General features: G+C 63.9%; 25 protein-coding genes and 1 pseudogene. 21 read left to right on the top strand and 5 right to left on the bottom strand.

Annotation, left to right across the window (positions count from 1 at the left end; all coding sequences use genetic code 11):
• The first annotated feature begins 41 nt into the window (after nucleotides 1-41).
• Nucleotides 42-1,553: a GMC family oxidoreductase gene (locus tag CSR00_RS08515; protein ID WP_099021956.1), complete on the top strand. Its 1,512-nt coding sequence runs from the start codon at nucleotides 42-44 to the stop codon at nucleotides 1,551-1,553.
• A gap of 64 nt (nucleotides 1,554-1,617) precedes the next feature.
• Here CSR00_RS08515 and CSR00_RS08510 read toward each other — a convergent pair whose 3' ends face one another.
• From CSR00_RS08510 to CSR00_RS08495, 3 genes are all read right to left on the bottom strand, one after another.
• Nucleotides 1,618-2,466, bottom strand: a complete 849-nt coding sequence (locus CSR00_RS08510) for a mycofactocin-coupled SDR family oxidoreductase (RefSeq protein WP_099021955.1) — start codon at nucleotides 2,464-2,466, stop codon at nucleotides 1,618-1,620.
• A 294-nt stretch (nucleotides 2,467-2,760) separates the two neighbouring features.
• Entirely contained in the window at nucleotides 2,761-2,970 is a 210-nt protein-coding gene (locus tag CSR00_RS08505) for a hypothetical protein (protein ID WP_099021954.1), read from the bottom strand.
• Between the two features lie 334 nt (nucleotides 2,971-3,304).
• Nucleotides 3,305-3,961, bottom strand: coding sequence for a TetR/AcrR family transcriptional regulator (locus CSR00_RS08495; protein WP_099022008.1), 657 nt, complete (start codon nucleotides 3,959-3,961; stop codon nucleotides 3,305-3,307).
• Nucleotides 3,962-4,065: 104 nt separating this feature from the next.
• Between CSR00_RS08495 and CSR00_RS08490 the strand changes: the two genes are divergently transcribed.
• The 9 genes from CSR00_RS08490 (at nucleotide 4,066) to CSR00_RS08460 (ending at nucleotide 9,626) form a co-directional block, all read left to right on the top strand.
• A complete protein-coding gene (locus CSR00_RS08490) occupies nucleotides 4,066-4,950 on the top strand; it encodes an SDR family NAD(P)-dependent oxidoreductase (protein WP_099021953.1) in 885 nt (294 codons plus the stop codon).
• 287 nt (nucleotides 4,951-5,237) lie between these two features.
• Nucleotides 5,238-5,483 carry a FitA-like ribbon-helix-helix domain-containing protein gene (locus CSR00_RS31775; protein ID WP_099021952.1) on the top strand — a complete coding sequence of 82 codons (246 nt, stop codon included), beginning with the start codon at nucleotides 5,238-5,240 and terminating at the stop codon, nucleotides 5,481-5,483.
• The gene (locus CSR00_RS08480) at nucleotides 5,480-5,905 is read left to right on the top strand and encodes a type II toxin-antitoxin system VapC family toxin (RefSeq protein ID WP_099021951.1); all 426 of its coding nucleotides are present in this window, start codon (nucleotides 5,480-5,482) and stop codon (nucleotides 5,903-5,905) included. The genes CSR00_RS31775 and CSR00_RS08480 overlap by 4 nt, the downstream gene beginning before the upstream one ends.
• Nucleotides 5,906-6,184: 279 nt before the next feature.
• Nucleotides 6,185-6,391, top strand: coding sequence for an antitoxin MazE-like protein (locus CSR00_RS08475; protein WP_099021950.1), 207 nt, complete (start codon nucleotides 6,185-6,187; stop codon nucleotides 6,389-6,391).
• The gene (locus CSR00_RS08470) at nucleotides 6,388-6,720 is read left to right on the top strand and encodes a type II toxin-antitoxin system PemK/MazF family toxin (RefSeq protein WP_099021949.1); all 333 of its coding nucleotides are present in this window, start codon (nucleotides 6,388-6,390) and stop codon (nucleotides 6,718-6,720) included. The genes CSR00_RS08475 and CSR00_RS08470 overlap by 4 nt, the downstream gene beginning before the upstream one ends.
• A 267-nt stretch (nucleotides 6,721-6,987) precedes the next feature.
• Nucleotides 6,988-7,116, top strand: a complete 129-nt coding sequence (locus CSR00_RS31545) for a hypothetical protein (RefSeq protein ID WP_281259690.1) — start codon at nucleotides 6,988-6,990, stop codon at nucleotides 7,114-7,116.
• A complete protein-coding gene (locus tag CSR00_RS08465) occupies nucleotides 7,113-7,499 on the top strand; it encodes a type II toxin-antitoxin system VapC family toxin (protein WP_245905903.1) in 387 nt (128 codons plus the stop codon). The genes CSR00_RS31545 and CSR00_RS08465 overlap by 4 nt, the downstream gene beginning before the upstream one ends.
• 459 nt (nucleotides 7,500-7,958) lie before the next feature.
• Nucleotides 7,959-8,153, top strand: a complete 195-nt coding sequence (locus CSR00_RS30075) for a hypothetical protein (RefSeq protein ID WP_141564316.1) — start codon at nucleotides 7,959-7,961, stop codon at nucleotides 8,151-8,153.
• An 867-nt stretch (nucleotides 8,154-9,020) separates the two neighbouring features.
• The gene (locus CSR00_RS08460; protein WP_099021947.1) at nucleotides 9,021-9,626 is read left to right on the top strand and encodes a hypothetical protein; all 606 of its coding nucleotides are present in this window, start codon (nucleotides 9,021-9,023) and stop codon (nucleotides 9,624-9,626) included.
• Between the two features lie 51 nt (nucleotides 9,627-9,677).
• Here CSR00_RS08460 and CSR00_RS08455 read toward each other — a convergent pair whose 3' ends face one another.
• Complete coding sequence (locus CSR00_RS08455; protein WP_245905902.1) at nucleotides 9,678-10,529, bottom strand: GIY-YIG nuclease family protein; 852 nt, start codon at nucleotides 10,527-10,529, stop codon at nucleotides 9,678-9,680.
• Between the two features lie 398 nt (nucleotides 10,530-10,927).
• On the opposite strand from CSR00_RS08455, the gene CSR00_RS08450 reads away from it, so the two are divergent.
• From CSR00_RS08450 to CSR00_RS08430, 7 genes are all read left to right on the top strand, one after another.
• Nucleotides 10,928-14,650: a P-loop NTPase family protein gene (locus CSR00_RS08450; protein ID WP_099021946.1), complete on the top strand. Its 3,723-nt coding sequence runs from the start codon at nucleotides 10,928-10,930 to the stop codon at nucleotides 14,648-14,650.
• Between the two features lie 342 nt (nucleotides 14,651-14,992).
• Nucleotides 14,993-15,121 (top strand): hypothetical protein, encoded by a 129-nt coding sequence (locus CSR00_RS31540; protein ID WP_281259689.1) that lies wholly within the window; start codon nucleotides 14,993-14,995, stop codon nucleotides 15,119-15,121.
• 42 nt (nucleotides 15,122-15,163) lie between these two features.
• Entirely contained in the window at nucleotides 15,164-16,066 is a 903-nt protein-coding gene (locus CSR00_RS08445; RefSeq protein ID WP_218014447.1) for a nucleotidyltransferase family protein, read from the top strand.
• A gap of 8 nt (nucleotides 16,067-16,074) precedes the next feature.
• Nucleotides 16,075-16,341, top strand: coding sequence for a hypothetical protein (locus CSR00_RS31005; protein WP_218014445.1), 267 nt, complete (start codon nucleotides 16,075-16,077; stop codon nucleotides 16,339-16,341).
• Nucleotides 16,342-16,620: 279 nt separating this feature from the next.
• Nucleotides 16,621-17,646 (top strand): HesA/MoeB/ThiF family protein, encoded by a 1,026-nt coding sequence (locus tag CSR00_RS08440; protein WP_218014443.1) that lies wholly within the window; start codon nucleotides 16,621-16,623, stop codon nucleotides 17,644-17,646.
• 3 nt (nucleotides 17,647-17,649) lie between these two features.
• Complete coding sequence (locus CSR00_RS08435; RefSeq protein WP_099021945.1) at nucleotides 17,650-18,195, top strand: Mov34/MPN/PAD-1 family protein; 546 nt, start codon at nucleotides 17,650-17,652, stop codon at nucleotides 18,193-18,195.
• A complete protein-coding gene (locus tag CSR00_RS08430; RefSeq protein ID WP_099021944.1) occupies nucleotides 18,192-19,634 on the top strand; it encodes an SAVED domain-containing protein in 1,443 nt (480 codons plus the stop codon). Before CSR00_RS08435 ends, CSR00_RS08430 begins: the two co-directional genes overlap by 4 nt.
• Before the next feature lie 168 nt (nucleotides 19,635-19,802).
• On the opposite strand, the gene CSR00_RS08425 is transcribed toward CSR00_RS08430, so the two are convergent.
• A complete protein-coding gene (locus CSR00_RS08425) occupies nucleotides 19,803-20,297 on the bottom strand; it encodes a GNAT family N-acetyltransferase (protein WP_176561965.1) in 495 nt (164 codons plus the stop codon).
• Between the two features lie 420 nt (nucleotides 20,298-20,717).
• On the opposite strand from CSR00_RS08425, the gene CSR00_RS08420 reads away from it, so the two are divergent.
• The 4 genes and pseudogenes from CSR00_RS08420 to CSR00_RS30620 form a co-directional block, all read left to right on the top strand.
• A complete protein-coding gene (locus CSR00_RS08420) occupies nucleotides 20,718-21,311 on the top strand; it encodes a KwaA family protein (protein ID WP_141564314.1) in 594 nt (197 codons plus the stop codon).
• A gap of 44 nt (nucleotides 21,312-21,355) precedes the next feature.
• The gene (locus CSR00_RS08415) at nucleotides 21,356-22,249 is read left to right on the top strand and encodes a Kiwa anti-phage protein KwaB-like domain-containing protein (RefSeq protein ID WP_176561964.1); all 894 of its coding nucleotides are present in this window, start codon (nucleotides 21,356-21,358) and stop codon (nucleotides 22,247-22,249) included.
• A 27-nt stretch (nucleotides 22,250-22,276) separates the two neighbouring features.
• Entirely contained in the window at nucleotides 22,277-22,810 is a 534-nt protein-coding gene (locus tag CSR00_RS08410) for a hypothetical protein (protein ID WP_141564313.1), read from the top strand.
• A gap of 773 nt (nucleotides 22,811-23,583) precedes the next feature.
• Nucleotides 23,584-24,481, top strand: a pseudogene (locus CSR00_RS30620) (hypothetical protein); the annotation flags it as partial.

Below are 24,481 nucleotides of genomic sequence, written 5' to 3'. Positions count from 1 at the left end.
GGTCGCGACATGACAGCCGACCGGAGGAGGATCCACCCGACATGAGAATCGACCAGTCCGCCGACTACATCGTCGTCGGCGCCGGCTCCGCGGGGGCCCTCGTCGCGACCCGCCTCGCGGCGGCGGGTGTCGACGTGATTCTCATCGAGGCGGGCGGGACCGATCGCCGCCCCGATGTAGCCGTACCGGCGGGGGTGGCGTCGCTGTTCACCACCGCCAACTGGAAGTACCCCTGCGCACCCGACCCGTCGAGGGGAGGTGCCCGAGAGACGTTCGCGAGCGGCAGGATCGTCGGGGGTAGCGGTTCGATCAATGCGATGGTCTACGTGCGGGGGCGGCGGTCGGACTACGACGGGTGGGCCGCGGACGGATGTCCGGGCTGGGGCTTCGACGACGTCCTCCCACACTTCAAGGCGATGGAGAGCTGGGTCGGCGGCGCCGACGAGTACCGCGGCGGCGCCGGGCCCATCACCGTGTCTTGGTGCGGGCACCACCACCGCATCGACGATGCATTCATCGAAGCCGCGGTTGAGGCGGGCCATCGAAGGAATCCGGACCCGAACGGGCGTAGCCAACTCGGTGTCGCACGGACACAGGTGAACCAGCGTCGCGGATTGCGGGCCTCGTCCGCACGCGCGTACCTGCGCGGCGCACCGTCCGGGCTACGTCCACGGTTGCTGAAGCGAACGACGGCGTCCCGGATCGTCTTCGACCGAGGGCGCGCCGTCGGCGTTGAGTGCAACGGACGTGTCATACGGGCGCGGCGGGAGGTCATTCTGAGTGCCGGCGCGATCGGGTCGCCGACACTGCTGCTGCGCTCCGGCATTGGACCGGCCGGTGAGGTCCTCGACCTTCCCGGGGTCGGCGAGAACCTCCAGGACCATCTCGTGACCGAGCAGAGCTGGACATCGCGGGTCCCGACCATCAACACACTGGGGCCGATCGGCGCCGCGAAGGCGGTCGGCTCGATGATCGGCAGCGGCACCGGCCCTCTGACGACCACTCCGTTCGAAGCACAGCTTTTCACCGAGGACTACCAAATCGCCGTGACGCCGGTGCATTACAGCCTGGACAGAGTGACGGGACGGGCGCGGATCCGGCGCGCCGACGCCTTCACCGTCTACACGGTGCTCATGCATCCGGCGACCAGGGGCCGTGTCCGGCTTGATCGACATCGTCCCGTTGTGGAACTGCACCGCCTCGGGGATGCTGAGGACGTGCGGAAACTGATCGAGGGGTCGGCGCTGGCGCGCGATCTCGTGCAATCTCAGCCCGCCATGCGCGCGGTCGCCGGCGCGAACCTGAGCGGCGAGGTGACCGGTAGGTCGTGGCTCGAGCAGAACGAGGGGAGCATCTACCACGCCGTGGGAACGTGCCGGATGGGCGGCGACGGACTGGCCGTTGTCGACCCCGAGCTTCGGGTGCACGGAGTCACGGGTCTGCGCGTCGTCGACGCATCGGTCATCCCCGCCCTGCCGTCGGGCAACACGAACGCACCCACCATGGTGATCGCACACCGGGCGGCCGATCTCATACTGCGCGCTACGGTCTAGCGGACGGAGGAGGCGGCCCGGGCGCGAAATCGCACGGGCCCCGGCCCACCGCGTCGCATCAGAATCACGACTGATGTGGGATTTTGGCCGCGTGAGTGGCACCGGCGTCGACGAGCAGAGTTGTGCCGGTGACATATCTGGCCTCGTCTGAGGCCAGATAGAGTACGCCGTTGCTGACGTCGACCGGGTCGACAAAGGGAATTGGCATTGCGTTTACGCTTTTGAATGCGGGCATCGCCTGCTCGCGAGTGGCGCCCTCTACGCCGGTGAACAACTCGTAGATCGCCTGGTTGCCGATCATGGGCGTATCGACAGTGGTCGGGTTTATCGAATTCACGCGGATCGCATGTGGTGCCAACTCGATGGAAAGGGTACGCATCAATCCGACGACGCCGTGCTTGGCAGCACTGTAGTGACCCATGTTTGGCAGTCCGGTCAGTCCGGCGGCTGACGAAACCAGGATGACCGAGCCACCGCGACCGCCGTTGAGCATGGCAGGAACGGTCGCAACCAGTGTCTTCCACACACCTGTGAGGTTGATGTCGATGAGTTCCTGCCACTGCTGCTCGCCGAGCTCCAACACAGACCCCGTACTACCAACGCCTGCGTTAGCCACAACGATGTCGATACTTCCGAGCTCGGAAAGGCCCTTCTGTGCAACGTCTCTCATCGCCGGCAGGTCGCGTACATCAACCTTCTCGGCAATGATTCGCCTACCCAGGCTCTCGACTTCCTTAGCGGTCTGAGCTAGGTCGTCCTCCGTGGCAAGGGGATAAGGCACGGTGCCGAAATCGCGGCAGGCGTCAATGGCGACAATGTCCGCACCCTCGGCCGCGAGAAGAGTCGCGTGCGAGCGGCCTTGACCGCGTGCTGCGCCGGTAATGAAAGCCACCTTGCCCTCGAGCCGGCCCATGAGCTTCTTCCTCCCGTGGTTGGTTCAAACGAGGGTTTCCCACCGCCGAAGATTTCGTGCTGCCCTTCCGATTTCACCGCCGACCATGCATCGCCCCCTCGGAGCATGGACACGGCATGACACACACCAGGACATCACAAACCATCGAATATTTCAAACGTTTGGCAGCATCACCTTGGCATCGCGCCACCCGGCCGCACGACGAACACCAGGACCGCGATCGAGATCATCGACGGCGGCCTGACGGCGCGGTTGTCTCCCGCAAGCTGCGAGTGCTGCGGTCGTTGGGACGGTTCACGCGATACTGCTCACGATCGCGATAACCAGCCCGCCCAGGGTCAGCACCCCGACCATCACCGCGGCGGCGATCGCCCTGCCCCGTCGGCGCCGACGTACGTCGTAGATCGCCACTGCGATACCGGCGAAGATCAACGCTGCATAAGCCGCCAGCCCAACCGTCAGCGCCGCCGTTGACGCGGCGCTCGCCAGGGTCACGTTGTGCACGCCGTGAGCCTACGGCGCCAACCGACCTGCGGAACTGATTCGTCGCCGCAAGAATCTTCCGCCGGTGAACCCGGATGCCCTCCGACGCGACATCGACAACCTCATCGACCCGTCTAACCCGCCATACTCTTGCCCATGCTGTGGCCGTCGAACCGCGTCTGGGGCTGACCGGGGGAGTGCGATGCGGTGCAGGGCGGCGTTGAGTTGACAATTCCCCGTGTGCGGCAATCGATGCCGCTGTTTGTGAGGCTTCGGACAAGCCACTTCCCGGACCTACCAGCAGCTACCCCACAACCGACCTCGATGCTGGGCATTTGACGTAGAGGGGCGCTGTCTAGCCCTGTCGAACCGCGCCGACGGCGACCGTGGTGAGCAGGGTGGAGAGCTGGTCGTGGAATCGCAGTGCATCGTGGGCCCATCGTGGCTCGTCTTCATAGAGGCGGCGGAGCGTCGCCGAGGGGCGGGAGAGTTGGAAGAGGTAGGCGGCGGAGCTCATGGCGGCGGTCAGTAAAACCCGGGCGCCCTCGACGCCAAGGCCCGCGCCCGCACCGGCCAGCGCCTGGGTCATCGCATCGTAGGCCGCCGTGGCCGCGACCTTGTAGCGGCGGGCCCGTTCCAGGCGTACAGCACCCTCCAGGCTGAGGACCACGTGAGTGAGCAGGTCGCAGAACAGCGGCAGCTGTTCGAGAGAGTCGCTGACGATGTTCGCGATGCTCGCTGGGGGAAGGCCACGGGCGTCACCGAGCGCACCCACCAGGCGTTCGCGCCACTGTCCCCACCCCTCTTCGGCAAGTTCGAGCAGTAACTCCTCGCGCGATTCGAAGTAGCGCCGCAACGCCGAGGGGTGCAGTCCGACCTGGGCGGTCACCGCGGCGAGAGTCACCTCCCGCACACCGTGTGCGCTCGCCAGTTCACGAGCGGCGTCGAGCAAAGCGACCTTGCGCAGCTGTTTGTCGTGCACGGAGCGGGCACGTTGCCTGGGCGGGCTCACCTCCGCAAGATAACGCATCGCCGTTGACTTAAGTATCGGAACGCCGTATCGTGGCGTTAGCGCATGCTACGTGCGTTATCTTGGGAGAGTGAGGATCTCCAGCTATGAGTTCTGTGTTCTTCGTGACGGGCTCCTCTCGGGGTCTCGGCCGGCAGATCGTCGAGCAGGCGCTGGACGCGGATCACCGCGTCGTGGCGACCGCCCGTGATCCGCGCACACTCGACGATCTCGTCACTCGTTACCGCGACCGCATCCATGTCGAGCAACTCGACGTCACGGATGCCGACGCGGCACAGGCCGCCGTCACGAACGGCCGCGAGGCGTTCGGACGGCTCGACGTGGTAGTCAACAACGCAGGTCAAGGTGACCGGGTATCGCTGGAGGACACCACGCTCGAGGTTTTCCGCCGACAGGTCGAGACGAATTTTCTCGGGACGGTCTACGTGACCAAAGCGGCCGTGCCCGTGCTGCGTGAACAAGGTGGTGGCCGCATCATTCAGGTCTCGTCCCTCGGCGGTCGGATCGGCAGCCCGGGCATGACCGCCTACCAGTCGGCGAAGTGGGCCGTCGGCGGTTTCAGCGAGGCACTCGCCGCCGAGGTCGCACCACTAGGAATCAAGATCACGGTCATCGAGCCCGGTGGGATGCGCACGGACTGGGCCGGGTCGTCGATGACCACGCCCTCGGTCAGCGAGCCCTACCAGGCCACGGTGGGCGAGTCCGTCCGGACGATGGCGGACTTCGAGCATGCCGCCAACAGCGACCCCCGAAAGGTCGCCCGCCTTGTGCTCACCGTAGCCGAACTGGACGACCCGCCGCTGCGCCTGCTGGCCGGAAGCGACGCCTATGAATACGGCCGCGAGGCCTGGCGTCACCGCCTCAAGGTCGATGAGAACTGGGAGCAGCTGAGCCGATCCACCGACCACGACCAGGCCGGAGACGCCTGGCAGCGACAACGCGGCAGCAGCCTGCCCGCCCATCCCGCATGATCCGAACCGGCCACCCAACCGGCCGGCACATCATGCTGCTGTAGCCCTCTGTTGGCACAGCCAACAACAACTCGTCGATTCGGTCGCATGTGTTGCCTCAGCAACCCGGCGGATCTCCACCGCGCTTGATCCGGAGTCCTGGTGCCAATTAATCCAAGGTGGTTCGGATAGGGGTTCGGACCTACTCCAGCGTTCGGCGGACAGTCCGTTTGCTTGACGTCACCACGAACGCGCGACACCTTTCAGGTGCTAGCATTGAAAGCAATGACAGCAAGCTGGGAGTGGCAATGGCGACCCTTACGATTCGTAATTTCGACGATGACCTCAAGGCAGCACTGCGTGTGCGCGCCGCGGAGCATGGCCGGTCCATGGAGTCCGAGGTCCGGGAGATCCTTCGCGCAGTATTGGAGCGCCCAGCACATGGCCCAGGTATGGGCACACGGATTCGGCAGCGGTTCTCCGGAGTAGGGGACACCCAGCTCGACTTGCCGAGCCGCACCGAACGCCCACGCGCCGCAGAGCTTGAAGAGTGATTGTGCTGGACACCAATGTGGTGTCGGAATTGATGCGTCCCGCACCGGAACCCGAGGTCCTTCGCTGGGTCGACGGGTTTTATGTAGTGGACGTATTCGTCACTGCCGTGACGGCTGCGGAGTTGATGTGCGGCGTCGCGCGGTTGCCGGATGGGCGCCGCAAGCGCGAGCTTCACGTGAAGCTCGAAGCCCTGCTGGAGGAAGATTTTCGAGACCAGATCCTGCCGTTCGATGCGCGGGCCGCCACACACTACGCAGACATCGTTGCCGCGCGAGAAGGCGCCGGCCAGCCGATCAGCATGGCCGACGCACAGATAGCGGCAATCTGTCGCAACTCAAGCGCCGGACTGGCAACACGCAACGTCGCCGACTTCATCAATACCGGTGTCGACTCGATCAATCCGTGGGATCCCGAGCCCTAACGGCGGTAGCAACGGCGAAATTCGCCACATCCATTGCGGCTCTGTGCAATACGGCGTACTTTCCTGGTAAGCCGCCATATTCGATCTCGTCGTATTCCCGTCTGGGTGCACGCAGTGCACCAACACATCGGATCAACCATGTGATGCCCGTGCTGTTGCCAGCTTCAGGCGGCACACGCGAAGCGGCGAGCACGAGTAGGAGCCGGGCCGCTTGTTTGCTGGTGCGGCCGATTCTGAATGTCCGGCGCCAACGTCGCATGTTACATGTAACATTGGGGCATGGCAGTGAGGGAAAGAGTCGGCGAGTACCGACGACGGATGCGGGAGCGGGGCCTGCGGCCGCTACAGGTCTGGGTCCCCGACATGCGCACCGAGGCTTTTGCCGCTGAGGCGCATCGCCAGGCCTCACTGATCGCACGGGCGGACGAAAGCAGCGATGACCAGGACTTCGTTGAGGCTGTCTCGGCGCCATGGGACGAGGAGTGAACCGAGGGGAGATCTGGACCATAGCGGGGGGTGTCTACGCGACAAAGCCGTGTCCCGCCGTGATCGTTCAGGATGATCTTTTTGACGCCACCAACTCGGTGACAGTCGCGCCGATGACGAGCACACTCGTGGACGCTCCGCTGATGCGCATTCGGATAGCCGGTGGAGATGGTCGACTATCTGGTCTCGACCACGATAGTGACGTGATGATCGACAAACTCACCACCGTCAGAAGGTCGAACGTCGACGCCCGAGTCGGCCGGCTCACAGCCGAGCAAGCCGTCGAGGTGGAGCGCGCGATGATGGCATTCCTCGGGCTAGCCCGATAGGCGAGACACGTCGGGCAGCAGGGCAATACGGCGTACTTTACTGGTAACCCTGCATATTCGATTCCTGCATATTCCCACCTCCGCCGACCAACTAGGTGTATCACCTAGCTCTGAGGTGGTACACTTGCGCCCGTGCCAACGACACGGCCCCGATATCAGGTAACAGAGACACCGGCAGTTGCCCGCGCCTTGGACAGGGCAGCGAAACGATGGCCCGGCGAGCCTCGATCAAGACTGCTCGTACGGCTTGTCGAGGCGGGAGGCCACATGCTCGAGAATGACGAGCACGCCGACAAACGCAGCCATCGATCTGCCGTTCTGGCCAGCGCGGGCCGTTACGCCGAAGCATTCGGCCCTGACTATCTCGCCGAGCTGAGAGCAGACTGGCCGGCGTGATTGCATTGGACGCAAGTGTGCTCATCGCTCATCTGAATCCAGCCGATCCGCACCATCGAGCGGCCACCGAAGTCCTCCTGGCCGGCACGCCCGGGGAGATGCTGGTGCACATGATCACCATGGCGGAAGTGTTGGTGGGCGGTGTCCGGATAGGCCGAGGCGCTTCGATGCGCGACGACATCCACGCCGCCGGAATCACGGTCGCGCCTCACGACAACGGGGAGCCACTACGGCTCGCCGAACTGCGCGCGAGCAGTGGGCTCAAGTTGCCCGACTGTTGCGTTCTTGACGTCGCAATACGGCACCAAACAGGCCTCGCAACCTTCGACCACGCACTGGCCACAGAAGCTGCCAAACGTGGCATACCCGCTACCACTGTCTGAATGCGAAACCCTTTGGGCGACAACCCAATATCCAGTGGTTTACTTGACATAATGTGGCTTATCGGTACTTAACTAGTGCGAGTTGCATCAGGCTGCAAGGACTGGCACCTCCTGTCCGATCCGGAACTAGTTGAGAGTAATCCGGCAACACCTGAGAGCTGTCCGACTTCTCGACTGCATTCCAGAACTACCTGAGAGCGCCACCCCGCCCAGGCCTCCGCCCATGGACCTGCGATTCTTCGGCCGGCGAACCCATGGCGCCCGCGACTGAATCCGCGACTACCCGACAGCGCCGGACAGGGAACTTCTTGGTCCAGAACTACCTGACAGCGGCGGACACCCGCAGCCACGGAACCCTGCGCGCCTCTTGCCCAATTCGTCACAGTGACGTTTCCTCCGCGACGCAGCCACTTCCCGTTCGCCCAGCCCACAGCCCCGCAGGTACCAGAAAGATGGATAATGTTGATTATCCATCTTTTTATCTGCGAGGCTGAACGTGTGCCGCACGAGACCGATCCCGGCTACTCCGTCACCGAAGGCGTTGTTGAAGCTGCTGCCGTCGTGCCGGCCGTCGGTGAGATCCCCGAGTGGTTCCAGCAATTCTTGGATCACCGGCAGGCAAGTAAACCCTCCCCGACCGGTAGTGATACCTAAAAGCCTAAGGACGTGGGTAGACAGTGGACGGAGGGCGCGCCGGGGTGACGCGGGACCCCATGCTTCTCTTGCCGGCCGGCCAGGTGCTTTGAGTTCTGCGATGACGAACGCGCGATCGGCGGCCGGTGTCTCACCGCTCCCGCGACCAAGCGCTTCTGAGATCAGGTCGTCTCGACGGTTACCTAGCATCGAACCCGCCGCTGACCGCTCCGCAACGGGCCTCTCTATAGATGCCAGACGCCGGCGGCCGGCAAACTACTGTGAGTCCGTGACTCAGGGTTGGCCGGCCGGTGCTCATCACATCGCACACAACAAGCTGCCGGACGTGCTGTGGGACGGCTCTTCTCACCATGCGCGCCTTGTGCATGAGCTGTATCCCGGCGGGGCGGCTTGGGACGCGCAGCGGGTGGCGATCTCGATCGGAACCGCTGTAGAGCTTCTCCTCAAGCATGCACTGGCACGTCAGAGTTTCCATCTGTTGCCCGACAAGTACGCGGTCGAAACGGCGCTCACGCTAGATGACAAGGGAACCATGCAGGATCACTTGCCACAGCTGACGACGGTTACGGGACTGGTTGCCTTCGACCGGGCGAACGCTCAGTGCGCGCTACAGCTGAACAAGAAGGACTTCGAACCGATCTTCCAAGTTCGTAATGCCGCTATTCATCTCGGAGTCGCGTCGACGAGGGCCAACGAGGCGGCGTTCAAGAAGATGGTGTTGCTCACCGACCGGGTGTTCGCGCACCTGGGCACCGAACCCTCGGAACGGGTTCGGTACTGGGGTGGCGAGGAGGCGGAGAAGTTCGTAATGCCGCTATTCATCTCGGAGTCGCGTCGACGAGGGCCAACGAGGCGGCGTTCAAGAAGATGGTGTTGCTCACCGACCGGGTGTTCGCGCACCTGGGCACCGAACCCTCGGAACGGGTTCGGTACTGGGGTGGCGAGGAGGCGGAGAAGTTCGTCCGCGCGATCGTTGACGAAGCGGTCACGGAGGCAAAGGCCCGGTACGAGCAGTTGTTGCGCAGAGCGAGGGAGGACTACCAGAGGCTGGCGCGGAGCCTGGCTGATGCAGGCAGAGCTGACGTCATCAAGCAGTTCGCGGAGGTAACGCCGACGATTGATTCGGCCACCGAGGAGGCGTCGCCGCATCAGTGCCCTGCCTGCCAGAATATGGGGTGGGTGGTCTACGAGGTGCGTCGTAGCCATCCGATGGTCGAGTACTCGGATGCCGGGGAGTACGGCTACGAACCCGCGGGCGCTGCGTATGTCGAACGGGATGGCTCTGCCGACCGGTTTGAGTGCGGAGTGTGCCGACTGAAGCTGGACCGCCGCGACTATCTGGTCGAGGCTTCTGTACCGCTGGAGGTAGAGCTGGAACCGGATGATGCAACGGAAGAGGAGATAAGCGACTACGAAGAGGCTCAGGTCGATTCGTATATCCAGTCGATGATCGACGAGAGGCGTGGTAAGTAGGCTCCTGCCGGCCGGCTGCTCAGTTTCGATTGAGGCCGAACTCGCGAGTCATCAGCGCCCGCTTGTAGTGGGACTCGGCGTCGTCGACCTCCGAGGGAGACGTGCTGGGACTGAACACCGCAGGATGCTGAACCTGAAATGCCGGGCGTGGTCGGTCTTACCGCCTCCAGCTCCGATGCTGATCTTGGCGAGTTCCTTCAGCGCATGGTTGCCACCGTGGCCATCCTGCGCGTACGACTTCCAGCGTTGCAGAATCCGTTCGGCGCCATCGGCCTTCCCGACGTACTGTCTTCCGTTGGAGGAATCGGTGATCAGGTAGACGCCCTGCACCTGTGAGAGCGCGACCTGCCAGTCGGCGTAGCGGCGATCCGACACCATCTCGCCGAGTTCATGAAAGGTCAGCAACACTTTGTCGAATCCAGGGAACGGCACCTGATCGCGGTCGGCTATCTCGAGGACGGGCATGTCCGCCACGCGGGCAGCGCGGCGGTGCCAGACTCGTGGAGTATCCCACTCGACGACGAGGCGGTTGGCGAGCGGCTTCAGGAAGTCGCTGCGGCGCAGATCGAAGAATCGGATCTCCGCGGTGCGCTCGGCGGTGATCTCGCCGTGATTCTCGAACACTCCCCACAGCCACGACCGTCGCTGGCCGTCAGCGACGAGGACCACCCAGAATCGCTCCGCTTCGGCAGGGAACTGCCGGGGTGAGGCGCCTTGGAACCGTGTGTACTGCCGGACCTTGTCCTCGGTCAGATCCTCCGGCCCCCGCAGACTCAACTCTTCACCGGTGTTGAAGCTGTGCCGGATCACTCGCATGTCGTCCAGTCCGATAGGCGGGTCGTGCTCGGCGCCCATCGCTGCAAGCACGTGGCCGAGTGTCAGGAAAGCCCTGGTGACGAGCATCGTCCTCGTCGTACGCGTGATTTACACGTTGAATGCTACCTGGCACGAGATTACGGCCACGGTTGAGTCCAAGGGTTAAGAGCCAGCGCCGAGACTCTATCCTCTAGGGATCTCACGTTAGACGGTGACCGAGGACGCGAGGCCCCCGTCTGCTCACCGCTGAAATAGCGCGGTGGCGCTCCATGAACCCCACAGCACCAACGGCCCCTCCGACACTCTCAAGCCTTCCTGGTTTCGCTCGCGGCATGCGGGCCACCCGAGGTGGCCGGCGTGCCCGAGCTGCCGCCAGCTGCTGGAGCCGGGGACTGCCACGTTGGAGGCCGGCGCGCCGTTGTTTTGCGGCGGCGCGATCCTCCGACAGTACCGGGCGTCGCCGGTGGGCGTGTCACACTGGATGGATGGAGGGGGGTCGACTGCTCGGCAGGGTCGGCGTTGGCGCCGTCAAGAAGCTGATCGAACCTTCTATCCGCGACCGGTTGCTCGCGGCGATCAAGGACCATCCCGAGGCTGTGCCGATTACCGGTGGCCAGCGACGCAAGTTGCTCAGGCTGCTCGCTTCCAGGGAGGCTCTGGATGCCCTTTATGACCAGGATGACGCCGGCACAGCGCGACTGTCCACCCTTATCGCGACGCGGGTGATGCCCGCAGCGCCCGCCGACGACGCCTACAAGCTCGCGTCCCTTCTGGTCGCTGAGTTCATCGGTGCTCTCGGCGAGCGCGAGTCCGCTAACGCGCTGAGCTACAAGCTCAGGCTGATCGGTGATGCCGTCGAACAGAGCCGAGACGAAGTCCGCGCGCTGGGCGATGTCATCGGCACCGCCAATGAGGCGGGGCAGGCAGTCGGCGACGTGGACGTCGACGCGACCGTCGCAGAATTGGTGGAGGCGTCGAAGTCGGCGAGCGAGGTCATCGCCCCAGAAGTTCTGCCCAACGTCGATCGCGTTGCGCGACTGGCGCGTGCCGGCGGCGGATCACTCAACGACGTTGCGACACCTGTGGCGGTGATCGGAGAGGGTGGGCTCGGGAAGAGTGTGCTGCTGCGTCAGCTCTACGACAGCTTTGTGGGCATCGGCGGCGGCCCAGCGGTTCCCTTCCTGGTGTTGTGCTCACGCATTCCGACCTCTGCTGCCTTGACGAGCCCTGCTGACATCGACAGGGCGTTGGGCGCGGCAGCGATCGGCGCTCGCGCCGACGGCGTCGATGCGAAGCCCTCTTGGCCCCTCACGAGGTTGATCGACGAGATCGTGCGAGACGACACGCCGGTCGCGATTCTCCTCGACACGGTGGATCTCATCCTCAACGACACGAACGCCGACAGTGTCGCGAGCGTGCTGAGGTCTCTCGCCGGCCGTTGCAGCTTGTGGTTCTCCTGCCGGGAGCAGGAGTATCTGAATTTTCTTGATTCTGAGCGCGATCTGATCAGAACCCGCTATCAGTTGCCCGGTCTGACCGCACCGGATATCCAAGACTGGGCGCGTAGGTACACCGATGCTGTAGGCATCGACGTTGATCGCCGCGATGCTTTCCTCGCCAGCCTGGGGCGCCCGGAGGCGTCAGCGGTGTGCGCCACACCGCTGCGTCTCGCGATGACATGCGACATCTACGCATCTGTCGGCGCCATTCCCGAAGACCTGACGGTGACCGAACTGTACGACGAATACTGGAACCGACGCATCGGACGTGACCGCCACGGCAGGGTTACTGCCGCAGCGCGCTCACAGGAGACGACGGTCGAAGCCATCGCCAAGGAGATGTGGCAGTCCAGCACAGACCATCTCGTCTTCTCTGCTGCGGGAACCCTGGCAACCGACGACATGGCGTTGGAACGGCTCCGAAGTGACGGTGTACTCAAACAGGTCGGAGGTCGGTATCAATTCTTCCACCAGACCTACGGCGAGTACGCCATCGCACGCTTACTGGGTCGTGCAGGCAGCGACGGCGACCTTCGGCGGCTTTTTGATCTCCTCGACGGAGGAGTTGCGACCGGATTATGGCCGGTTGCACGATATCTGGTAACGCTGACGATGTCGGATGAACGGTATGGCTCGGTCGTCGACGCGATTCCGGTGACGCGGACTGAGGGTGTGCGTTTGCACTTCCTCGGCGCTTTCCAGCGGCATGACGCCGAACGTGTTGTGCGACTTGGGCAGGAGGTCGATAAGACACTGTTGAGCGCCGGCATAGCCGTAGTGGCCGACGCACCTCGGGAGTGCCTGAAGTCCGCGTCGGACATCGCTATCGGTTGCTTGGGCGCGGCCACGACATCCGATATTGGACCTATTGCCGCGACATGCGTGCGGCTCTACCACGAGATGCCGGACACCGACCGCCCGGCCTTCGTTCGGAGTTTCCTGAGTGCGGTCCTCAGTCGCCACCCGTACGTCACTAAGGAGACTCTTCCGTCGGTGGTGACTCGCTTCATCGCCAATACCGTGGCGACGAAGTTCGACGAAGCGGTCATCACCGTCTTCATCGACTTCTACAGCGGTGACTGCGCCGATTCGACTCCCCTCGAGCTTCCTGCTGCTGCCCGCGGAGCACTGCTGAAGGTGGTGGAGGATGGCCCCGCAGGTACTGAACTCCGAACCCGCTTGCTGCTGAAAGCAGCCGACTGTGAGTGTCCGTCGGGTGCCGTGGACGCTGTGGCGGGGCTGTTGATACGCAATTGGGAGGACGCCGACTTCCGCAAAGCGATGGGATGGATAGACATCGTGGAGATGCTCGAGGCCACACTCCCGGTGCGTTGGGACGCCTGTCAGGTACGGCTCGCCGACGCGCTCTGCGAAGATGAGTCGACCGCCAGGGGTGTGCTTCTCACGGCATTCAGCGATGCGCCGCTCAAGCGGGATCGTTGGGCGAATGTCGCGATGTTCATCGCTGATCGTCACCGAGGGCTCGTTCTCGACACGGTGCTCGCCCTGCCGGATGATCTAGCCAAGCCCGCGGTCGGCACGGCCTGCAGCGTGGTCAATCATGTCGCCGATGCACTGACGGCGTCCCAGCGCGAAGCGCTCGCCAGACGCCTGCCGGCATGGATCGGCGCCGACCCGCGCCGGGTGTGGCCCTCGCTGATCAAGGTGTCGACTGATGATCCCGAACGGCTTCGGGATTGCGCGCGTCAGGTAGCGCGCGTGTCGGGGCTTTCGCCGGCGCAACAGGCAGCGACGATTCGTAGTTCGTACGATACGTTCCTCAACGCTTGTAGCCCAACGCAACTCGCTGATATCGAGGTGGAGTTGCGAGCGCTGCTGACGGACGCAAAGGACGATCGGGAAAGGCTCGCCGAGCTCGACGGGCTGGTAATCGAGCAGAACAGGGCGGCGCGTGAACGCGTCACTCGTCATCTGGACGGCGACGCCACCAATGCCGCGTTCGCTGCCACCCGCGGCGTGACGGCCGCACTGCGCGCTTGGCGCGGGGGTGATGTCGGTGCCGATGTCTCGGCGTGGCTGTACAGCCTGCTCGACTGCCGCCACTCGAACTGCGTACGCCTGCTCGCCACGGCCCTCGATGAGATGGCGTCGCAGATTGTGCCGCCGTCAGGTTCAGTTGCCGAGCAGATTGCAGCCCGACTCTTGAAATCGCTGGCGGCCAATGATGATCCGCAGACGCCGGCGTCGCTGATCGTGCTGCTGATCATGCTCGGCAAGCGCGACCGGCTTGGTGATGAGCTTCGTTTCACTGTTGTCGAAGCGCTTAGAGGCGCGGTGATTGAGCGACTACCGGCAGAAACACCCGAGGCGCAACGACGGCATCTCCCGGCGCTTTTCGGTCTGTACAAGCAAGCGTTGGCGGCGTTGAGGATTCCGTACTGCACACTGGACGAGGTTCAGCGCGTGGTGCGTGCGGTTCTGACCGAGTTCGACGCTGCCGATATCGCGAACCGGTCGCGACGCCCGATGGCTCATCTGCTGATCACCGCGGCGAACCGGGATGCGTCCGTTCTGCCTCTGGTGGTGGAGCTGTGGCCGACGGTGTCGGATACCAATAAGGGCGCCATCGCCGAATGCGTCATGTACTTCGACGCGAATACTGACGGAGCGAGGAGCAAGCAACTGGCCGGCAGGGACGATTGCCCCATCGATATCAAGAACAACATCTATACCCAGTTCCCTCTCTAGTTCGGCGCGCAGCGGTGCTCCATGGCACGGAGTGCGCCGCCGCGGCGCTATCGTGCCCCTGGCCCCGGTCCGAGTCCGGAGCCCGGGTCACCCGGCCCGAGCGGGACGACCAGGCCACCGATTGACACAACAGTCAGTCCTGTCGGACCCCGCCGGTAGAATCGGCGTTCGAACATCTTGGCGGATGGAGCGACCGCAGCCCAGCTCAAACCTCACCCGCGTCACCCACCGCCGCGGCGTCGACGCGCGCAGCGACCGGGTGTTCGCGACGTGGCGCATCCAAGGGTGCTCGCGCCGGCAACGCCTTTGAACCATCGAATCTTCGAACGTGCAGGAGCAATCATGGAGGCACTCGACACCGAGTTCGCCCAAGCGGTACGCAACGTGAGCATCCACGGCGACAAGCGCGACCGCGCCATCGACGCACACACCGAGGTGCGCAGCTTACTCGAGGCCGATCCCGAGCTGTAAAGCTGGGGCATCGACACCCGGCTCATCGGCTCCTACGCGCGATTGACCGCCCGGTATCCCGGCAAGGACGTCGATGTCTTCGTGCGCTGCACCAAACTCTCGGTGCGCCACAGCCCCGAGAAGATCTACAACACTGTCGAGCGCGTGCTCGTCGAGAAGTACGGCGTGAAAGGTGAAGTTCCCGGCGGCCGCATCACCCCGCAGGCCCGGTCGCTCAAGATCGAGTTCCCCGAGCCCGAAGGCCATTTCAGCGATGACGCGTTCGCCATCGACGCAGTGCCGGCGGTGCCCTGGGGTGAGCACTGGGCCATCCCCAACCGCGACCGCGACGAATGGAACAACGACGAGGGCCGCTGGATCAAGACCAACCCGGTGCAGTTCGCCAAGGACACCGATGCCCTGGCCACGGCCGCGTGGAGTCCGACGGTCGGCGGCGAGAACGCCTACCGGCACATCGTGCGGCTGCTCCGTCAGGTCCGTCACGTCCATCTCGGCGGCCAGCGCCCGGGCGGGCTGTTCGTCGAGATAGCCGCGTACTACGTGTGGAACGAACAGCTGGTCACAGGAAGCACCTACGCCGAGCTGCTGGCCGCCACGATGGAACACGTCGGCGCCAGGTTGATCGACTGTGCCGACGGCGGTCTGCCGGACCCGGTACTGGGTACGCCGCTCAAACCCGCCCTGGATCCGTGGCAGTGGAGATCGGCCGGGCAGACCTTCGAGCGTCTGGCCGGTGAGGCCCGCACGGCGCTCAACTCGGAACGGTGCCGCGCAGCGAAGCGGTGGCGCGACATCCTGGGCAGCAACGACCGCGGGCAAGTCCTTCCGCTGCCCGACGGCTGTGATGCGGCCGGATTCCCGATCGGGGCCGTCACCGCGGTGGGTGCGCTGGGCAGCGATCAGCCGCGTGGCTTCGCCACGCCGCGTCTGAATACTCGCCGCTGAGCAGGCTGTTGGATACCCACGACGACGCCGCATTCGATCGGTTCTGCTCCGACCTGGTCAATGCCGGATTTTCTCCCAACGGCGACCACGACGCGCCGTGCTGGACGGGGCCCATTCGGCCGAGTCTGCGCGCCCATACCGACGCAACCCGCATGCGGATCCAGTTCTACCCCGGGTGGCCACTGCGTTATGCCCACGTCGTTGTCCCCGGCCTGCGCACCGGCCATGCCTCGCAGGGCACCATCTGCCTGTGGTCCGAAGACGACCCGGCCTAAATCAACGGCCGAGAACTACAAGGACTCTGGGACCGCCTCGACCAATGGGCCGCCGCAGCCCAGGACGGATTCAACCCCGAGGACCGCGCGCTCGACGGGTACTGCCTCTACGACGCGCTAAGCTACTACCGCGCCGAACTGCCGCTGCACGACCTGATCGCCGGCGGCACACCCGGGTACACCGCCGAGGTATTCGGCATTGTCCAGGGCAACTCGCTGCTCATCGGCACCGGCAACCCACCAGACCCTCGGAACATCGGCAAACCGGTCCTCACGGGAGTGTTCTACCTGCTCGGCCAGCTGGCCGACCCTCCGCGCACCCTCGACGACGTGCGGGCGGCACTCAAGCGCCGCCAACGCAGAAACCTCGCACGTGGACTCGCCGCACGTTCGGACACCGTGTTCCCCCAGCCCAGCAGCGGACACGATTTCATCGCCTTGGCCTGGCCCCGCCACGATGCTGACCACGACGCCGTCGTAGTCGGCATCACCGGCGCCGGTGACACCCTGCGCACGGCGGCGCTGGCTGCGACCCCCAACGACGCGCAGGCGCTGCGTCAACGCGCAGGGCCCGATGCCGACCTGCTCGCCGACAAGACGGTACTGATCGCTGGCGCCGGATCCGTCGGCGGACACGTCGCCGTCGCCGTCGCCTCCAGCGGCGTACGCACCCTTCACGTGTACGACCGCGACTTCCTCACCAGCACCAACGTTGTTCGCCACGTCAGCACCCGCCACTTCGTGGGATGCTCCAAAACCGTCGCCGTAGCGGCCGCCGTCGAGCAGCACGCCCCCTGGACCGGGGTGACCGGCCACGACGACCTGCCCTACGACCCAGCCCGGCTGCGCGCCCAGGTCGCCGATGTCGATCTAGTCATCGATTGCACCGGGGTGTTGCCGCTGACAGCCGCGCTTGCTGAGACATGTCGGCGCCGGGGCGTACCGCTCATCGTGGGAGCCCTGTTCCACCACGGCGCGCTGGTGCGGGTGCAGCGGCAAACCGCCGGCGACACCCCGATCGCGGCACGGCTGACCGACCCACGCTTTGTCGCACTACCACCTGATACCGACGCCAACGGTCGGGCTCACGCCGGTTTCCTCGAACTCGGATGCACCGCACCGGTGAACAACGCCCCGCCCAGCGCGGTGCTCACCGCAGCAGCCGATACCGCCGCCGCCGCCATCGACGAGCTGACCGCTCGGCGGCAGCGACCCGAAGAACGCATCACCGTGCTCAGCCCGATGAACCCACCTTTTCATCGCATCGGCATCGTGGATCCCGCCGACACAACAACCTCGGAGTGACACGTGAACACCAGTACACAACTGTGGCTCACCGAGGCCGCCCACACCACCATGACAACCGCTGCCGCGCAGGCACACCCCGACGAAACGGGCGGCATCCTGGTCGGCGTCTACCTGGACGGGCATCCATGGGTGATCACCGCCATCGAAATCCCCACCGCCGATCGGGGCCGATCTCACTACCGCATCCCCGGCGGCACCGACCACCCCGCCGTGCTCGCCGCACGCACGGCCGATCACCGACTCGGATACCTCGGCGACTGGCACAGTCACCCCCACGACGTCGGCCACAGCCCCACCGATCTCGCATCGCTTGCCCTCATCTCGATCACAACGCCACGACAACCCAATCCAACCCAGATCGTGGTCCGCAGAACCGAACACGGATACACCCTCGATGCCCGACGCATCGTCACCCTGATCCCCCGCGCCTGCACCTTCACACTGACGGGCGGACTTCCCGGGCACACACCACGCACCGACCACCGCGATCACGCAACGAACGGCCCTCACGCACCCACCACCGACCTGCCAGGAGCCTCCGCATGACCGGCAACGACATGCCCAGCGCCACCGGCGTCCGCATCACCGGCGACGAATACCAGTGGCTGCACGTCTGGCGGGCGTGCATGGAAGCGCTGCACCACAACCTGACGGGAAACACCGACAACCCCACGATCGCCGTCGGTGTCGAAGAACCCGGCGTGGGCAACGGCGACGACGTCGTACGCCACCGGCAGCACCCCCCGCACGTGTACACACAGACCAAACACGCCGTCGACAACCGCATGCCGGTCGGACTGACCTACCTAGACGAAGAGGGCATTCTCAAGAAACTCGCGACGACACACAAAATCCTCACCGCCAATGGCGATCCCGTCGAAATGCGGCTCGCCACTAACCGTCCGCCCGATCCCACCGACGTCCTGCTCAAGGATCGAGATGGACGCGATAGCAGACTGGTCCCCCGCGCCGCCCAAGGTGGACTGAACTCAGGGCGCGGGAAAGCACGGGCAGCATGGGCAACGGCCGCGGGCACCGACGAGCCCGCGCTGATGGCCCTGCTCGACGACCTCCACTTCGACATCGCCTATGACTATCCACGTCTACGCGAGGAGGTCGCCCTTCTGATGACCGCCAACGGTTTGCGATCGGACGACAATGCCATCGACCAGGGCACGAAGTGGGTATCCCAGCAAGTCATCGCCGGGCATCGCCGACTGACCCTGGCAGACATCAACGAAGCCGTCACCACGCGGGATCTTCAGGCCGGCTCACCATGGACCACCGTGTCGATCGCGACCATCAAGCACGACGAGCTCGCCGACCAAGCTGCCGTCAGCATCGACTGGGTAGAGCGCATCTCCGGAGAAAAGCCGCGGGAACGGGCCGCCCCCGCACCGCCGTATACGTGGGCGGATCTTGCGGCTGAAATTGCCGATTTGCCAGTGCAACTCGGTAGTTCCCGTCGCATCTTGGCGACGGGGCACATGCGTCAAGCAACGGGCTTCTTGCTCGGCACTGAACTGCTGCGGGTCATGCGTTATGAGGTCGGCATTCGGCAAAACGACCAACTGTGGACGAGTGAAGTCGCCACCATGCCCTTCGGCCTCGCCGTGACCGAGAATCACATCGGGCAAGGCTCTGACAGCGCACTGATCGTCAACGTTGCCGCCAACGCGGCCAGTCAGGCGACCGACTGGATTGTTCAGAACGCGCTGCCAGTCGAGACGATTCTGACCGCCACCCCCGCGGCAGGATGGGGTCCGAGCGCGGTGACGACACCCGTGGCAGCCAACAGCCTCGCCGTCGCCATCCGCGATCTCGCACGCAACCACGGCGGCTCCGGAGCACTGCATCTTTTCCTCATCGGCCCGCTCGGCCTGGCTGTACTCCTCGGACACCACTGGAACCGCGTAACGACGACACTCGTCTACGAACATCTCGGCCCACAAGGCTACGAGCATGCCTTCACTGTGGACGTCTAGGTTCGCCCGTACGGCCCAACACCCGCATGCAAATTTTGGTAGCCATCCGGGCGAGGCAACAAACCTCGATCAGCCCTGCCGGGGATCGCCATCCCGGTTGTGCCGTCGACCGCCAAGTGCAATGTGAAAAAACCATGTTGGTGGGAGCAGCAGTACCAAGATCGTCGGCTATGCGCGACGTGTATAGCCAACCTCCGGTGACGTGAGCACTCCCGCAGGCACCGGGTAATCTTGCCTGCGACCGTCAAGGCGAAAGTGGTGCTTTTCGTAGAACTTGCGTGCGTCGTTGTTGCCTGCGAGCACCCAGAGAGTTGCGTCAGCTCCGGGCTGCGATTGCAGCGCAAGCGATAGCAAATGGCTACCAATCCCCTTGCGCTGCTCGCTGACGTAGATCGAGTCTATTTCCACTCTGTCAGGGTGCAGGGGGTCTGGTCCAAAAATAATCAAGCCAACTATTTCGCCCTCGTTGTCGGCAACGTGCAGCTTCCAGCCGGCGCGTGCGAGTAATCTGCGGTACTCGCCGGGAAACATCGCCTCGTCCGCAGAGTCGATTATGAAAGGCTTGAGAACACCCTGATGCGTCTTCTTCCACAGCTTGTAGTGCATCGCCGCAATCGTTTCGTATTCTGCAGCACGCGCTTCCCTGTACGTCAGGGCGACCATTCCTTGCCTCCTCGTTGAATAAGTGCCGGACAGTCGTGGCTGGACCCGGCCAATGACGCCTGCCGTGGACTCGAGTAACCGTACCTCTGCCGGCCGGCCGGATCGGCCAGCGCTCATTACTGCATAAGGCCAACCAGATGAACTCGCTTTTTTCGGCGCTGTCACGTTCGTCCGGATTGAACCCGACGATTGCATGTTTTCGCGTTCAGCCGAGCGTGTTGGCCTGGCACCGGTGGGGTCGTCGTAGAGCTTCAGGGGCGTCGGCGGCGGCCTGGCGGTCGTGTTGATAGTGGGACTCTGCGTCGAGTTTTATTACTCTCGGGCGGCGCACTATGCGGGTCCGAACCGGTGCAGACGATGCTTGAACACCCACTTTGCACTGGACATAGCCCACGCGTGTCGGTATCCGAGGGTACGTTCATGACACCCGAAAAGGCGCTCCAACACCACTGCGCAGCGGGCCGCAGCGATATCACGGCAATGAATTCAGGTGGCAATATGGCGGACGGCATGGGCGTGCTCACGAAGCCGCTGATGTTCCTGTCTTCGTATGCACCGTTGTTCGGCATGCTCGCGATTCGTTTCGAAGACAGCCAGCTGAGGATCCTCTTCGGCGTACTCGCCTTCGCGGGGTTGATGTTGCTTCCGCTGATCCTGGCTATCTATAAGACCAGCGCGCCTGCTGACTACACGATCTGCGCCATCGACCCGGCCGGCAATGGTGCCTCGGCGTATTTGGCGGGCTATCTGCTTCCGTTCCTCACTACCAGCAACCCGACCACTCCAGATCTGGCTGCCTACGGTTTGTTCCTCGTCGTCGCCTACCTAGTGCATATCCGAACGGATATGATCCAGGTAAATCCGACCCTATTCGTATTTGGGTGGCGCGTGTATGCATTCACGGATACCAATGGCCTACGAGGGCACCTGGTCTGCCGCACCCGAGTTCTTGTCGGAGACGATATCGTGGCGTATAGAATCAGCGACGATCTCCTGCTCATGGCAAAGCCGTAACCGGACGCGAAGATAACATCGCCCAAGTTGGGATGGCACCAACCTTGACCAACCACACGCCGCCGACCACCGCCGGAAACCTGCAACTCGTTGTCGCGTGGACAGCCGGCAAGAAGGCAATCGGGCGTGCGATCAAAGTGACTGACGCCGTCGGCAATACGCTTAGGAAGCACGCAGATGCGGCAGTAGCATCGCTGATCAACCCGGCGAGCTATGCTCCGGACGCCGATTTGGAAGACAATTCTCACTTCGAGGCCGATCGCGATACATTGTTCGATGAAGTGCTGCTCCAAGAATTGTCGAAAGGAGCTTCTCTGCCACTTGCCACCAAAGACGAGCTGAAAGACAAAAACCTTACGTGCCACGCGGTATTGTTTGGCCACGGCAAGAACCGCAGCATCTTCGTCAGGAAACGCTCCCCCATACAACTCGCTCGCAAGTCAGTGGTGGCCACATTATTCGATGGCAGCCTGGACTGGATTCAGACACCAATATTCGCGTTCGATGACCGCTATGACGCCATCATCACCGCCGATAGAATATATATTTTGAACAAAAATGCATTCGAGGGGATGTTCAAAGACTCCGCGGCGGTGCTCGCCAAGACCGGCGACTGGGTCAACGACGTCGCCCAGACAATTCCGATGGTCGACGGAAGCTCCGATACCCTCGTTTCAGCCCTCAATAGAAATCAATTCTATCGGCGAAAGTTCCTCGCTGTCAGGGAACGTCCACACATCAAGGCGATGACACCGCAGACTCTCAAAGATGAGATCGCCCGGCACGGCTACGACCTCGACGATCTCATGGTCGGTGACAAATTGAAGGTGACGGAGAGCAACGTCAAACTGGTGCTCCAACTGCTCAACGAAGATCTTTTCACCGGAGGCTTTTCCCGCGATCGATACGCCGCTGGCAGCAAGCGTACGCGGCCGTAGGACCATCATTTTCCGGCCATGAACCTAATGAGACTCACCCTGTGGCGTCGCACACGCAATTTCGTGGCGATTGGGAACCTCGGCGAACAAGTAACCGCCCGGCTCCTGCTGGCCAAAGGATACGGACTGCTCGCATGCCAGGATGACCTCGTCGGCATGGTGCCCGACGTCCTAGGCAAACCTACCCGCGACAACCCTGAAGATTTCATCGCTGAAGACCCGCTGGGGCGCCTGGTGACTATCAACAGCAAGGCTTCAATCAGCAGTCGCGCGTGCCGAATCACCCGTAACGCGAACCTCTCGAGACCCCGCCTCGCACGCAGCCAGAACACCGTCGAGTATTCAACGGAGCGCGCGCAGCTGATCTCCCCGTTTGATGGCGAATCGTTCTCCCAGGCGGTCAAAGTGGACCTCGTCCACATGCTGGCCCAGGTCTTCGACATCGACGGATCCGCGGTGCTCCCGCTTGATCGGCCCGTAGGCATCGCCGCCGAGGTCGAGGCGGTGATGCGCTTGTTCCCTGACCGCATGCCGCCGCCGAACGTCGGGGACTTCGTCTGAAGCTGCGCCGACGCGACATCTGAATCCGCAGCCGGGGTGCCGTGCAGATTACGGCGGCAGCAACGAGAATACGAACGGACTGCTGCGCGACTACTTCCCCAGGGCGTGCCCGCACCAATCATCGCCAGTGCACCCTCGTGCCATCCCTGAAAAGTCCGTCGGTGTTGCGACGTTGGCTTGAACCCACCCCGCCGACACGGGGTTAGCTTTCAGGCGACGCCGACAATTGGTGTCGCTTGCGACCGCAGATCAGCCAGGAGTTGATCGACGTCGTTCGCGTGCCAGCGCCACGGATAGTCGTTGGTGAACTCGACGAAACGCGCGATCACACGGCATCCGAAGGTCGGCAGTTGTTTGCGACCGCCGACCGCTCCCCTGCGCTATGGCCCTGCAATGCTCAGGCAGGCTGTCGTTGGGCGCCCTGGGACGCTCGTCCACCTCGTTTCGGCGGCGCGCCGGGCTGCCCCCGGAACTGAGCCTGCACGCTTTGCGCCAACCCCGCGTGCGCCCCGGGCGGCCCCGACTTTCATGCCCGCGCAGCAGGCAGCAAGTGCGATTCCGAGGGTGGCATGCAAGGGTCTTCCCTCTATACACAGGCCGGGGTCGACAGCTACGTTTCCTACATTCCCCTGATCCGGCAGGTTTGCCAGGTCTGCCCAGTTTCGCTTTATGGATGGCTTGGTGAGGCCGCGCGCTGCTGGTTCAGTGCTATAACGCGTTCTCGCCGGTCGCTGCGGGTCGCATCCGAATCAATTTGCTAGGGGAGTTTGTTGATGGGTAGGCACAGCGCGGTTCGATACACCCCCGGCCGCGACGAGACAGCCGCTGGCGGGCTGGGCGCCCATGTGGGCCGCATCGGCGCGCTGGCGGTCGCACTCGGTGTCGGCTGCGCCATCGCCGGCCCGGTCGCACCCGCCTGGGCCACCACAGGGCAGTCCGAGGGCGGCTCTTCCGAATCGAACACCGGCAACAGCGACGCCGACACCACCGCCGCCGACACCGCCGCCGACACCGACACAGGCCCCGGTTCGGGATCGGGTGGCGGTACGGACACGGATCCTGACGGCGACAGTGAGGCCGAGGGCGACGAGGACAGCGACGAGATCGACCTCGACGAGGATACCGACGCCGACACCGGCCTCGACGACACCGAGGACGACACCGACAGCGACAGCGACAGCGACACCGAGGAAGCCGCCGCCACCGACCTCGAGGCCGACCTCGATGACGACGAGGGCGCCGAGCATGGCTCAGCTGTCGGACAAGGCGACGAATCTTCGAGCTCGAACGGCGCCGCCGGCGACGGGTCGGATTCAGATCACGCCCCGGCCCCGGTGACACAGCCCGTCACCGAGCAGGCCCCAGCCGTGCAACGCACCGCCCTGGAGGGCAGCGATACCTTCGAGATCAGCGTCGAGGATACCCCTCAGCCGCAGCAGAGTGCTGCCCGGGCATCGGCCCTCCTGCCGACCATCCCCACCACGACGCCGGAGCCCGCCGCGGCGGCGGTCACGCTCGATCAGCAGCAACCGGCTCCGGCGTTGCAGGCCCAACCCGGTGCGTTCATCACGCTGGCCACCAACCTGATCTCGGCGGTGTTCGCCCCCTTCAGCGCCAACACCACCACCCCGGCCCCCGCCACACCCTCGCCCCTGGCGTTGGCGGTGCTGG

The organism is Mycolicibacterium palauense, assembly GCF_002592005.1.
GTDB classification, from domain to species: domain Bacteria; phylum Actinomycetota; class Actinomycetes; order Mycobacteriales; family Mycobacteriaceae; genus Mycobacterium; species Mycobacterium palauense.
The sequence above is the reverse complement of the archived record's forward strand: the minus strand, read 5'-3'. Positions and strand labels throughout refer to the sequence as shown.